This window comes from Pseudomonas sp. BW7P1, from assembly GCF_024981055.1.
Classification (GTDB): Bacteria; Pseudomonadota; Gammaproteobacteria; order Pseudomonadales; family Pseudomonadaceae; genus Aquipseudomonas; species Aquipseudomonas bananamidigenes.
On sequence record NZ_CP103374.1, the window covers coordinates 2610156 to 2624638 of the forward strand.

Genomic DNA, 14483 nt, shown 5'->3' on the forward strand with positions numbered 1-14483 from the left:
ATGCAATTTCGCGAGCTGATGGCTGTTATTTCCACCCATGCGATCCGCCTTCAACAGGACGATGAAGACCTGGTCATTCTGGGCGACGACGAAGCGCTGGACGATGCGTTGTGGGACAGCCTCGCCAAGCACAAGGCGCAGTTGCTGGAGCTGGTGGCGAGCCACGGCGGCGACTGGTCGAGCCCGGCGCTGCGCATCACCCCGGACATGCTGCCGCTGGTGCAACTGGATCAGCCGGCCATCGACCGTATCGTCGCCACGGTGCCGGGCGGCGTGGCGAATGTGCAGGACATCTATCCGCTGGCGCCGTTGCAGGAAGGCATGCTGTATCTGCACCTCGCGGCCGGCGAAGGCGATCTGTATGTGCAACAGGCGCAGTTCACGTTCGACAGTCACGAGCGCCTCGACGCGTTTGCCCAGGCCTTGCAATGGGTGATCGACCGTCACGACATTCTGCGCACCTCGTTTGTCTGGGAGCGCCTGGACGAGCCGGTGCAAGTGGTCTGGCGTCAGGCAGCGCTGGTCTGCGATGAGGTGGCAGTCGATACGTCAACGGATGTGTTCAGTCAGTTGCAGGCGCGCTACGACGCCCGCCATTTGCGCCTCGATCTGCAACAGGCGCCGTTGCTGCGGCTGGTGTATGCGAGGGATCCGGCGCAGGGCCGGATTGTCGCGTTGCTGCTGTTCCATCACATGATCATCGACCACGTTGCACTGGACGTGGTGCGCCGGGAAATCCAGGCGTGGCTGCAAGGGCAGAGCGAACACGTCGCGCCGGCGGTGCCGTTTCGCAACCACCTGGCGCGGGCACGCATGGCGCTCGATGAGCAGGCCCACGAAACGTTCTTTCGCGAGATGCTCGGCGATATCGACGAGCCGACATTGCCTTGGGGCCTGCAGGATATTCAGGGCGGCGGGCACGATTTCGAAGACGCACAGCTCAGACTCACTGACGAAGTGAACCTGCGACTGCGCACGCAGGCGCGGCAACTCGGCGTGAGCGTGGCGAGCCTGATGCACCTGGCGCTGGCGCGGGTATTGGGCCAGTTGTCCGGGCGCACCTCGGTGGTGTTCGGCACCGTGCTGCTGGGGCGCATGGAGGCGGGCGACGGCGGCGAGCAGGCGCTGGGCATGTTCATCAATACCTTGCCATTGCGGGTCGATGTCGGCGCGCAAAGCGTCCACGACGGCGTGCTCGCCACGCATCGTCGATTGAGCGCCTTGCTCGCCCATGAACAGGCTTCGCTGGCATTGGCCCAGCGCTGCAGCGCGTTGAATGCGCAGACACCGTTGTTCAGCACCATGCTCAACTATCGCCACAGCGCTGTCGGTGACGTTGCCGAGGTGATCGAACTGGCCCCCGGCGTTCAGGTCCTGAGTGGCAAGGAGCCGACCAACTACCCGCTGACCCTGAGCGTCGATGACCTGGGCAGTGGTTTCCGACTGTCCGCCATCGCCCCGGTCGGTATCGGTGCCGAACGGGTCTGCGCCTATGTGCAGACTGCACTGGACGCCTTGCTCGATGCCCTGGAGCAATCGCCCCAGACGCCGATCAACCAGTTACCGATTTTGCCGCAGCAGGAGCGGCAGCAATTGCTGGTGGGCTTCAATGACAGTCGCGTCGAGCTCGATCTGCAACAGACCGTTCATGGCCTGTTCGAGGCTCAGGTCCTGCGTTCGCCGCAGGCCAGTGCATTGCAGGCCGGTGCGCAATCGCTGACATATGTTGAACTCAATGCCCGGGCCAATCGCCTGGCACACCGGTTGTGTGAGCTGGGTGTCGGGCCGGATACGCCGGTGGCGATCTGCGTCGAACGCGGGCCTGAGCTGGTGATCGGCCTGCTGGGCATCCTCAAGGCCGGCGGCGCGTATGTGCCGCTGGACCCGGCGTACCCGGCGGAACGCCTGAGCTACATGCTCGACGACAGCGCGCCGATGGCGCTGCTGGTGCACGGCGCGACCCGGGCGTTGTTCGAAACGGGCGGCGTGCCGCTGCTCGATTTCGATCAGGATCACTGGCAGGACTACCCCGATCAGAATCCTCAGGTGCCGGGCTTGAATGCCTCGAATCTGGCCTACGTGATCTACACCTCCGGTTCCACCGGCACGCCGAAAGGGGTAATGGTCGAGCACCGAGGCCTGGGCAATCTGCTTCATTGGAGCTCGCAGTTGTGCCCGCCCGTGGCAGACGGCGCCCTGTTGCAGAAAACCCCTTACAGTTTCGACGCCTCGGTCTGGGAGCTGTTCTGGCCGCTGACATCGGGTCTGCGTCTGGTACTGGCGCGCCCCGACGCACATTTCGAACCGGCGTACCTGACGCAAGTGGTGCGCGAACAGCGCATCAGCGTGATCCAGTTCGTCCCGGCTCTGTTGCAACAGTTCCTCGACGTGGCAGACGTCAGCCAGTGCACCAGCCTCACGGACGTGTTCTGTGGTGGCGGTGAACTGACGCCAGCGTTGGCCCGTCAAGTCCGCGAGCGTCTGCCGCAGGTGCGTTTGCATAACGTCTACGGCCCGACCGAAACCACGGTGGACAGCACGGTGTGGACGCTGGAGCCGGCGCTGCCGGTGCCAGACGCACAGTTGCCCATCGGCCGGCCCGTAAGCAACACCCGTTTGTACATTCTCGATGAGCAGTTGCAGCCGCTGCCGTTGGGCGTGGCCGGCGAGCTGTACATCGGCGGGGTGCAAGTGGCGCGGGGGTACTTGAACCTTGCATCGCTCACCGCCGAGCGTTTCCTCGACGATCCGTTCAGCGACCAGCCCCATGCGCGGCTGTACCGCACCGGTGATCTGTGCCGCTATCGGGCCGACGGTAACCTCGAATACCTCGGTCGCAACGACGATCAGGTGAAGCTTCGCGGCTTGCGTATCGAACTCGGGGAAATCCGGGCGCGGCTGATTCAACTCGACACCGTGCTCGCCGCCGAAGTGCTGGTGCGCGAAGACGTGGCCGGCGATCCACGGCTGGTGGCGTACTACACCGGCGAAGCGCTGGACGTCAGTGAACTGCGCAGCCATCTGCTGGAGCAGTTGCCGGATTACATGGTGCCGACGGCATTCGTCCATCTCGACGCGATGCCCCTGAGCCCCAACGGCAAGCTTGATCGCAAGGCCTTGCCGGCTCCGGATCAAAGTGGCCCATTGCTTGGCGGGTACGAGGCACCGGTCGGCGATGTGGAATGCCGCATCGCCGAGATCTGGCAGGCCCTGCTGAACGTCGAGCAGGTCGGGCGCCATGACAATTTCTTCGAACTGGGCGGCCACTCCTTGCTGGCGGTGAAACTGGTCGAGCGCATGCGTCAGCAGGCGTTGAGCTGCGACGTACGGGTGCTGTTCGGCCGACCGACCGTGGCGGGTCTGGCGGCAACCCTTGGCGTGAAACCGGCCTTGCAGGTGCCGGCCAATCGGATTACCCCCGATTGCCAGCGCATCACACCCGACATGCTGCCCCTGGCCACTCTGGATCAGGCCGGCATCGACCGGATCGTGGAAAGCGTCCCCGGCGGCGTCGCCAACGTGCAGGACATCTACGCCCTGGCGCCGTTGCAGGCGGGAATTCTGTATCACCATATGGCGGCGACTGCCGGCGACCCTTACGTTTTGCAGGCGCAGTTCGTGTTTGACGGGATCAAGTCGATCAAGGCATTTGTCCGCGCCGTCAACGTGGTGATCGCACGTCACGACATCCTGCGCTCCAGCGTGGTCCGGGAAGGCCTCGAAGAGCCGGTGCAAGTGGTCTGGCGGGCGGCGCCACTGGCGCTTGAGCGAGTGGATGCCGACCCGCAGGACGGCGACGTGCTGCAACAGATGCAGGCACGTTTCGACCCGCGTCACTACCGTCTGAATCTGGGCCGCGCGCCGATGATGCGCTTCGCCTACACCGAGGACCCACAGCACAAGCGCTGGGTCGGCATCCTGCTGATGCATCACCTGATGCTCGATCACACCGCACTGGAAGTGCTGGTGAGCGAGATGAACAGCGTGCTGCACGGTCACGCGGCCGAGCTGGCGACGCCGGTGCAGTATCGCAATTATGTCGCACAGGCCAGGCTCGGCGCGGATGCTGAAGCACACGAAGGTTTCTTCCGCGACATGCTCGGCGACATCGACGAGCCGACCCTGGCGTTCGGCGTACAGGACGTGCATGGCGACGGCAGTGCAGTGATCGACAGCCAACTTACGCTGGACACCGCGCTGGCCATGCGTCTGCGCGAGCAGGCGCGGCGGCTCGGCATCAGCGTGGCGAGTCTGGCGCACCAGGCCTGGGCCCAGGTTCTGGCGCAGATTTGCGGTCGGGACGAGGTGGTGTTCGGCACGGTGCTGCTGGGCCGGATGCAGGGTGGCGAGGGTGTCGACCGGGCCCTGGGCCTGTTCATCAATACCTTGCCGCTGCGCGTCAACGTCACCGCCACGGCGGTGCGCGATAGCGTGCTCGCCACCCATGAACGGCTGGCGCAATTGCTCGTGCATGAACAGGCGTCACTGGCGTTGGCTCAGCGTTGCAGCGGGGTTTCCGGTTCGCTGCCGCTGTTCGGCACGTTGCTCAACTATCGCCACAGCGCACCGCAGGCGGCGGGCCTGACCCTCGATGGCATTGAATTGCTCAGCTCCCGCGAGCGCAGCAACTATCCGCTGGTGGTCAGCGTCGATGACCTTGGCGAAGGCTTGCGTCTGAGTGTGCAGGCAGTGCCGGGTATCGAGGGTGCGCGGATCTGCGAGTACCTCAACATTGCCTTCGACAGTCTGGTGCAGGCGCTGGAGCAGACGCCGCAATTGGGCGTCGATCAACTGTCGATCCTGCCGCCGGATGAGCGGCGGGAATTGTTGGTCGGGTTCAACGCCACTCAACGGGATTATCCGGCGGGTTCGACGGTTCACGGTCTGTTCGAACAGCAAGTGCAACTGCATCCGCAAGCCGTTGCAGCGGTGCATGGCCGCGCGGCGTTGACCTATGAAGAGCTGAATCAACGGGCCAACCGCCTGGCCCATCACCTGATCGCGCAGGGCGTGCAGCCGGGCGACCACGTGGCGATCCTGCTGCCGCGCTCGCTGGATCTGCTGGTGGCGCAACTGGCCATCGGCAAATGCGCGGCGGCCTATGTGCCGCTGGACATCAACGCCCCGACCGAACGGCAGGCGTTCATGGTCGAGGATTGCAGGGCGACAGCGCTGCTGACCTTGAGCACCGAGACGGTCGACTACAGCGTGCGCCGGATCGATCTGGATGCGCTGAAACTCGACGCGCAACCGACGCACAACCCGGGCTTGCCGCAGTCTTCGGAATCGTTGGCGTACATCATGTACACCTCCGGCTCCACCGGCACGCCGAAAGGGGTGATGGTGCCGCACCGGGCCATCGGCCGGCTGGTGATCAACAACGGTTATGCCGATTTCAACCCGCAGGACCGTGTGGCGTTCGCTTCCAACCCGGCGTTCGACGCCAGCACCATGGACGTCTGGGGGCCGCTGCTCAACGGCGGGCGCGTGGTGGTCATCGATCACGACACCTTGCTTGATCCAGACCTGTTCGGTCAGGCGCTGGCCAGCTCCGGCGTCACGATCCTGTTCGTCACCACCGCACTGTTCAACCAGTACGTGCAGCTGATTCCCGAGGCCCTCAAGGGCCTGCGCATGGTGCTCTGCGGCGGTGAACGCGCCGACCCGGCGGCCTTCCGCCGTCTGCTGGCCGAAGCGCCGGACCTGCGCATCGTCCACTGCTACGGCCCGACCGAAACCACCACCTACGCCACAACCTTTGAAGTGCGCGAAGTGGCGGAAGACGCCGACAGCGTGCCGATTGGCGGGCCGATCTCCAACACCCAGGTCTATGTACTCGACGCCCGTCAGCAACCGGTGCCGATGGGCGTGACCGGCGAGCTGTACATCGGTGGGCAAGGTGTGGCGCTGGGTTATCTCAATCGCCCGGACCTGACTGCGGAGAAGTTCCTGCAAGATCCGTTCAGCGATCAACCGGGCGCGCTGTTGTACCGCACCGGCGACCTCGCACGCTGGCTCGCCCCGGGACAACTGGAATGCCTCGGTCGCAACGACGATCAGGTGAAGATTCGTGGTTTCCGTATCGAACTGGGGGAAATCGAAAACCGCCTGCTGAGTTGCGAAGGGGTCAGGGAAGCCATCGTGCTGGCCCGTCGCGACGGCGAGGAGGCGCTGCGTCTGGTGGCGTATTTCACCGCTGAAGAGGGCGTGGACAGCACCCGCCTGCGCAGCCAGTTGCAGGCGCGCCTGCCGGATTACATGGTGCCGTCGGCCTGGGTGCAGCTCGACGCCTTGCCGCTGAACAACAACGGCAAGGTGGACCGCAAAGCCTTGCCGATGCCGGATCCGGGCGCCTGGCTCAGCCAGGCCTACGAAGCCCCGCAAGGCCCGGTGGAAACTGCACTGGCGCAGATCTGGGCCGACGTCCTGAAGCTGGAAAAAGTCGGTCGCCACGACAACTTCTTCGAACTGGGTGGTCATTCATTGCTGGCCGTGAGCCTGATCGAACGCCTGCGCCGGATCGGCCTGAGCACCGATGTGCGCGTACTGTTCAGCCAGCCAACCCTGGCCGCGCTGGCAGCGGCGGTGGGCAGCGGCCGCGAAATCGAAGTGCCGGCCAACCGCATTCCCCCTGGCTGCACCCGCATCACCCCGGACCTGCTGAGCCTGACCGAACTGGATCAGGCCGGCATCGACCGGATCGTCGCCACCGTGCCGGGCGGCGCCGCCAACGTGCAGGATATTTACCCGCTGGCGCCGCTGCAGGAAGGCATCCTTTATCACCACTTGAGCGCGGAGCAGGGCGACCCGTACTTGCTGCAGTCGCGTCTGGCCTTCGACAGTATCGAGCGTCTGCGCACCTTCACCGACACCTTGCGGCAGGTCATCGCTCGCCACGACATCCTGCGTACCAGTGTTGTCCACGAAGGCCTGGCGACGCCTCATCAAGTGGTGTGGCGCCACGCCGAACTGGTGGTACAGCATGTCGCGCCGGATTCAGCAAACGGCGACATCCTTGAACAATTGCACGAGCGCTTCGATGCCCGTCATTACCGCCTCGACATCAGCCAGGCGCCGCTGCTGCGCATGGTGTATGCCGAAGATCCGGAGCAGCAGCGGGTGGTGGCGATCCTGCTGTCCCATCACCTGATCCTCGATCACACCGCGCTGGAAGTGATCGTCGAGGAAATGCGCGGTGTCATGTTCGGTGAGATCGACAGCCTTTCGGCGCCGATCCCCTATCGCAACTACGTGGCCCAGGCGCGCCTTGGGCTCGGCGAGCAGGAACACGAAGCGTTCTTCCGCGAGATGCTCGGCGACGTCGACGAGCCGACGCTGCCGCTGGGACTGCGGGATGTGCAGGGTGACGGTCACGGGATCGAGGAAGCCTTGCTACCGGTGGCAGCCGGACTCAACGGACGTCTGCGCGAGCAGGCACGGCAACTGGGCGTGAGTGCCGCCAGCCTTATGCACCTGGCCTGGGCGCAAGTGCTGGGCGTGTTGTCGAACCGGCGCGACGTGGTTTTCGGCACGGTGATGATGGGACGGATGCAGGGCGGCGATGGCGCCGACCGGGCGCTGGGGGTCTTCATCAACACCTTGCCGCTGCGCATTGATATCGGTGTTGGTGCGCGGGACGGCGTCAAGGCAACCCACGCACGGCTGACCGCATTGCTGGGGCATGAACACGCCTCGCTGGCGCTGGCCCAGCGTTGCAGTGGTGTCGCGGCGTCGTCGCCGTTGTTCAGTGCCTTGTTCAACTACCGTCACAGCGCCCCCACGCAACAGTCGCAGAGCGGACAGAGTGTCTGGGAGGGCGTGCAGAAGCTCGGTGGTGAAGAGCGCACCAACTATCCGCTGACCCTGAGCGTGGACGATCTGGGCCAAGGGTTTGCGTTGTCGGTCCTGGCGGTCAGCCAGATCGGTGCGCAACGGATCTGCAACTACATGCACACCGCGCTGGAGCAACTGGTGCAGGCGCTGGAGCAGACGCCGCAAAAACCGTTGAACCGCTTGCCGATCCTTTCGACCGCCGAACTGCAGCATCTGGTCGAAGACTTCAATCCACCGGTCACGGCCTATCCCCGTGGCGCGACGATTCACGCACTGATCGAGGTTCAGGCCGAGCGCGATCCACATGCCCTCGCGATGATTCAAGGCGAGCAACAGCTGACCTACGGACAACTCAATCAGCGCGCCAACCAACTGGCCCATCACCTGATCGGTCTTGGTGTGCAACCCGATGACCGCGTTGCACTCTGTGTGCGTCGCGGCCCGCAGATGCTGGTCGGGCTGCTGGCGATTCTCAAGGCCGGTGCCGGTTATGTGCCGGTGGATCCCGCGCATCCAGCGGAGCGCATGGCCTACCTGTTGCAGGACAGCGATCCGGTGGCGGTGCTGGTCCAGGCTTCGACCCGGGATCTGCCGGGCATGATGCCGGTGATCGATCTGGACAGCACCGCCTGGCAACACCTGCCCGACAGCAACCCGAAACTGCCGTACCTGACCCCGGCAAACCTCGCGTACGTGATCTACACCTCGGGCTCCACCGGCCAGCCGAAAGGCGTGATGGTCGAGCACGCGACCCTGGAAAACCTCGTGCACTGGCATGCCGAAGCTTTTGACCTGCACGCCGGCAGCCACACCGCCAGCGTGGCCGGTTTCGGTTTCGATGCGATGGCCTGGGAAGTCTGGCCGGCACTGTGCGTCGGCGCGACCCTGCACCTGCCGCCGGAATCGGTGAGCAACGAGCATCTGGACGAACTGCTGGACTGGTGGCGGGCGCAGCCGTTGCAGGTGAGCTTTCTGCCGACTCCGGTGGCCGAATATGCGTTCAGCCGCAAGCTGCAACACCCGACCCTGCGCACCTTGCTGATCGGTGGCGACAAACTGCGCCAGTTCAATCGGGAACAGACTTTCGCGGTGATCAACAACTACGGCCCGACTGAAGCCACGGTGGTCGCCACCTCCGGCCCCGTCGAAGTCGGTCAGCCGCTGCACATCGGCCGGCCGATAGCCAACGCCCGAATCTATCTGCTCGACGATCAGCAACGTCCGGTGCCGGTCGGGGTGACGGGCGAGTTGTATGTCGCCGGCGCCGGTGTGGCGCGGGGTTATCTGAATCGTCCGGAAATGACCGCCGAACGCTTCCTGGCCGACCCGTTCAGCGACCAGCCGCAGGCGCGGATGTACCGCACCGGCGACCTCGCACGCTGGCTGGCGGACGGCAACATCGAGTATCTGGGCCGCAACGACGATCAGGTCAAACTGCGTGGCGTGCGGGTCGAGCTGGGGGAAATCGAAGCGGCCCTGAGCATCCATCCGGCGGTGCAGGACGCGGTAGCGCTGGTGCGCGACGGGCAGTTGCTGGTGTGGTTCACCGAACGTACACCGACCAACATCGAAAGCCTGCGCAATCATCTGCAAGGGCTTCTGCCGCAAGCCCTGATCCCGGCGGCGTATGTGCGACTCGACAATTTGCCGCTGACCACCAACGGCAAACTCGACCGCAAGGCCTTGCCGGAGCCGGATCAGCACGCCTGGCTCAGTCGTGAGTACGAAGCCCCGCAAGGCCCGGTGGAAACCGCGCTGGCGCAGATCTGGGCCGATGTGTTGAAACTGGAGCAGGTCGGTCGCCACGACAACTTCTTCGAACTGGGCGGTCATTCATTGCTGGCGGTCAGCCTGATCGAGCGTTTGCGGCAAATCGGCCTGAACACCGACGTGCGTGTGCTGTTCAGCCAGCCGACCCTGGCAGCCCTGGCCGCGGCGGTGGGCAGCGGGCGCGAAATCGAAGTGCCGGCCAATCGCATTCCTGCCGATTGCACGCGTATCACTCCAGATTTGTTGAGCCTGACCGAGCTGGATCAGCCAAGCATTGACCGTATCGTTGCCACGGTGCCCGGCGGCGCCGCCAACGTGCAGGACATTTATCCGCTGGCGCCTTTGCAGGAAGGCATTCTTTACCACCACTTGAGCGCGGAGCAGGGCGATCCGTACCTGCTGCAATCGCGACTGGTCTTCGACAGCGTCGAGCGGGTCGACAGCTTCGCGGCGGCGTTGCGTCAGGTTATTGCACGTCACGACATCCTGCGCACGGCCGTGGTCTGGCAGACACTGGCCGAGCCGATGCAAGTGGTGTGGCGTCACGTTGAGCTGCCGGTGCAGGAGGTCGTGCTGGATGCGGCGGATGGCGACGTCCTTGAGCAATTGCATGGGCGTTTCGATGCCCGTCACTTGCGTCTCGACATCAGTCAGGCACCGCTGCTGCGTCTGGTGTACGCCCGGGATCCGGCTCACGACCGGGTGGTGGCGATGTTGCTGTTCCACCATGTGGTGCTCGATCACACCGCGCTGGACGTGGTGCAGCACGAAATGCTCGCCTGCCTGCAAGGGCGCGAAGCCTCGCTGGGCGCAGCGGTGCCTTACCGTAACTACGTGGCGCAGGCGCGGCTGGGTGTCAGCGAACGGGAGCACGAAACGTTCTTCCGCGACATGCTCGGCGACATCGACGAGCCGACCCTGCCGTTCGGCTTGCAGGATGTGCAAGGTGACGGTCGTGATATCGAAGAAACCCGACAGGTCCTGACGGCTGCCACCGGCCAGCGCCTGCGCAGCCTGGCCCGACAACTGGGCATCAGCGTGGCCAGCCTGTTCCACCTTGCGTGGGCGCAGGTGCTGGCGGCGACGTCCGGGCAGGAGCGGGTGGTGTTCGGCACGGTGCTGATGGGCCGGATGCAGGGCGGCGACGGGGCCGACCGGGCGCTGGGGATGTTCATCAACACCTTGCCGCTGCGGGTCGACCTCGGTGAAACCCCGGTGCGCGAAGGGGCACGGGCGACGCATGCGCAGCTCAGTGCGCTGCTTGGTCATGAACACGCCGCCCTGGCGCTGGCTCAGCGTTGCAGCGGTGTGGCCGCACCGGCGCCGCTGTTCAGCTCGATGCTCAACTACCGGCACAGCGCCGACGAGGCGCAGCAGCAAAACATCCGTCTGGCCTGGCAAGGCATCGAGACCCTGAGCAGCGAGGAACGCACCAACTATCCGCTGAGCCTGGGCGTCGATGATCTGGGGGATGGCTTCGTCCTCACCGCCATGACCCCGGCGAGTATTGGTTCGCAGCGGATCTGTGACTACATGCAGACCGCGCTGGCGACTCTGGCGCAGGCTCTGGAGCAGGCACCGGATCAGCCGCTGAACCGCTTGCCGATCCTTGACGGTGCAGAGCGTCAGCGGGTGCTTTACGACCTTAATGTCACCGAAACCGCAGACGATCTGCAGCAAACCGTTCACGGGCTGTTTGAGAGGCAGGTACAACGCACGCCACAAGCCATCGCATTGCAGGCTGGTGAGCAGCAGCTGACCTACGCCGAACTCAACGCACAGGCCAACCGCCTGGCCCATCACCTGCGCGAACTGGGCGTGGGGCCGGATTCGCGGGTGGCGATCTGTGTCGAGCGCGGGCCGGCGCTGATGGTCGGTCTGCTCGGCATCCTCAAGGCGGGTGGTGCCTATGTGCCGCTGGATCCTGCGTACCCGGCGGAACGTCTGGATTATATGCTCAAGGACAGTACCCCGGTGGCGGTGCTGGTTCACGGTGCGACTCGCGCATTGCTTGACGAAAGCACTGCGCTGGTGATCGACCTGGATCAGGATCACTGGCGATTCAATCCGGATGCCAATCCGCAGGTCCCGGGCCTGAGCGCTTCGAACCTGGCCTACGTGATCTACACCTCCGGCTCTACCGGCGCGCCGAAAGGCGTGATGGTCGAGCATCGCGGCGTGGGCAATCTGCTGCACTGGAGTTCGCAACTGTGTCCGGCCGTGACGGACGGTGCGCTGTTGCAGAAAACCCCGTTCAGTTTCGATGCCTCGGTCTGGGAGCTGTTCTGGCCGTTGAGCGCGGGGCTGCGTCTGGTGCTGGCGCGGCCCGACGGACACCGCGAGCCGAAGTATCTGGCGCAGCTGATTCGCGAGCAGCGGATCAGCGTGATCCAGTTCGTGCCGGTGCTGTTGCAACAGTTCCTCGAACTGGACGAGGTCAGTCAGTGCACCAGCCTCACCGACGTGTTCTGCGGCGGTGGCGATCTGACACCGGCGCTGGCGCGTCGTGTGCGTGAGCGTTTGCCGCAGGTTCGTTTGCACAACGTCTACGGCCCGACTGAGGCGACGGTCGACAGCACGGTGTGGACGCTTGAACCGTCGATGCCAGTGCCGGACAGCGCCTTGCCGATCGGACGGCCGATCAACAACACCCGTCTGTATGTACTCGATGCTGCCGGGCGCCCGGTGCCGATGGGCGTCATCGGTCAGTTGTTCATTGGCGGTGCCGGTGTCGCGCGGGGCTATCTGGGCCTGCCGCAGTTGATGGCGGAACGGTTCATCAACAGTCCTTTCGTCGCCGGCGATCGGCTGTACGCCACGGGCGACCGGGTGCGCTACCGCGCCGACGGTCAGCTCGAATTCATCGGTCGCAATGACTTCCAGGTCAAGTTGCGCGGCCTGCGTCTGGAGCCGGGTGAAATCGAAGCGCAGCTGCTCAGCCATCCAGCCTTGCGCGAGGCTGTGGTGCTGGTGCGTGAAGAACATCTGGTGGCGTACTTCACCTGGCGCGCCGAGGCAGGGCAACCGGGGATCGAGGCGTTGCGCGAACACCTGCTCGCACGTCTGCCGGACTACATGGTGCCGTCGGCCTTCGTCGCGCTCGACAGCCTGCCACTGAGCCCCAACGGCAAGGTGGATCGCAAGGCATTGCCGGCTCCTGGTGCCGAGTCGGTGCTGGTGCGCGAGTACGAGGCTCCGCTCGGCGAGACCGAAATCGCCCTGGCCCGACTGTGGGGTGAGGTGCTGAACGTCGAACGGGTCGGGCGTCACGATCACTTCTTCGAACTGGGCGGGCATTCACTGCTGGCGGTGAGCCTGATCGAGCGCATGCGCCAGATCGGCCTGAGCACTGACGTGCGTGTGCTGTTCAGTCAGCCGACCCTGGCCGCGCTTGCCGCCGCCATGGGCAGCGGGCGCGAAATCGAAGTGCCGGCCAATCGCATCGCGGCCGATTGCACTCGCATCACTCCGGATATGCTGACGCTGGTCACGCTGGATCAAGCCGCCATCGACCGTGTGGTGTCCAACGTGCCGGGCGGTGCGGCCAACGTGCAGGACATCTATCCGCTGGCGCCGTTGCAGGAAGGCATTCTTTATCACCACTTGAGCGCGGGCGAAGGCGATCCCTACCTGCTGCAATCGCGTATCGCGTTCGACAGTCTTGAACGTGTGCAGCGTTTCAGTGCCGCGCTGCAACGGGTCATCGACCGCCATGACGTGCTGCGCACGGGCGTGGTGTGGGAAGGCTTGAGCGTGCCGGTGCAGGTCGTGTGGCGCCGGGCCGAACTGGTGGTGCAGGAGGTCATGCTCGACCCTGCGGCGGGCGACACTCTTGAGCAGCTGCACGCCCGCTTCGATGCCCGGCATTACCGCCTCGACATCGCCCGGGCGCCGTTGCTGCGTCTGGTGTATGCCCGGGATCCGGCCCGTGGGCGGGTGGTGGCGATGCTGCTGTTCCATCACATTGTGCTCGATCACACCGCACTGGAAGTGGTGCGTCACGAAATGCAGGCGTACTTGCGCGGTTCCGGCGAGCCGTTGCCGGCGGCGGTGCCGTATCGCAATTACGTGGCGCAGGCGCGTCTGGGTGTTTCGGAGTTGGAACATGAAGCGTTTTTCCGCGACATGCTCGGCGACATCGACGAGCCGACCCTGCCGTTCAGCCTGCGTGATGTGCGCGGCGACGGACGCGGCATCGAGGAAGTACAGCAGGCGCTCGACAACAGCCTGAACCTGCGCCTGCGCAGTCAGGCGCGGCAGTCGGGCATCAGCGTGGCCAGCCTGTTCCACCTGGCGTGGGCCCAAGTGTTGGCGGCGACCTCCGGGCAGGACAATGTGGTGTTCGGCACCGTATTGATGGGCCGGATGCAAGGCGGTCAGGGCGCCGACCGTGCGCTGGGCATGTTCATCAACACCTTGCCGTTGCGGGTCGATCTGGGCGAGACCCCGGTGCGCGAAGCGGTCAAGGCGACTCACCAGCGTCTCACCGCCTTGCTGGGGCATGAACATGCTTCGCTGGCGCTGGCCCAGCGTTGCAGCGGGATTGCAGCGCCTTCGCCGTTGTTCAGCGCGATGCTCAACTATCGACACAGCCACGGATCAGAGCATGCGGACAGCGTGGTCCAGGCCTGGCAAGGCATCGAGACCCTGAGCAGCGAAGAGCGCACCAACTACCCGCTGAGCCTGAACGTCGATGACCTGGGCAACGGTTTCTCGATGATTGCCATGGTGCCGGCGGACATTGGCGCGCAACGGATTTGCGGCTATATGCAGACGGCGTTGATGGCGTTGGTGGACGCGCTGGAGCAGGCTCCGACCCAGGCGATGAACCGGCTGCGGGTTCTTGAAGGGGCAGAGCGGCAGCGACTGTTGTTCGACTT

The 14483-nt window shown here is 64.7% G+C and carries 1 protein-coding gene (only partly in view); it reads left to right on the forward strand.

Going from position 1 to position 14483, the window contains the following annotated elements:
• On the forward strand, positions 1-14483 hold the 5' portion of the coding sequence (locus NWV16_RS11795) for a non-ribosomal peptide synthetase (RefSeq protein WP_260523153.1). Its footprint extends 1786 nt past the window's final position; the window shows 14483 of its 16269 coding nt (coding positions 1-14483); its start codon is at positions 1-3; its stop codon lies beyond the right edge, outside the window.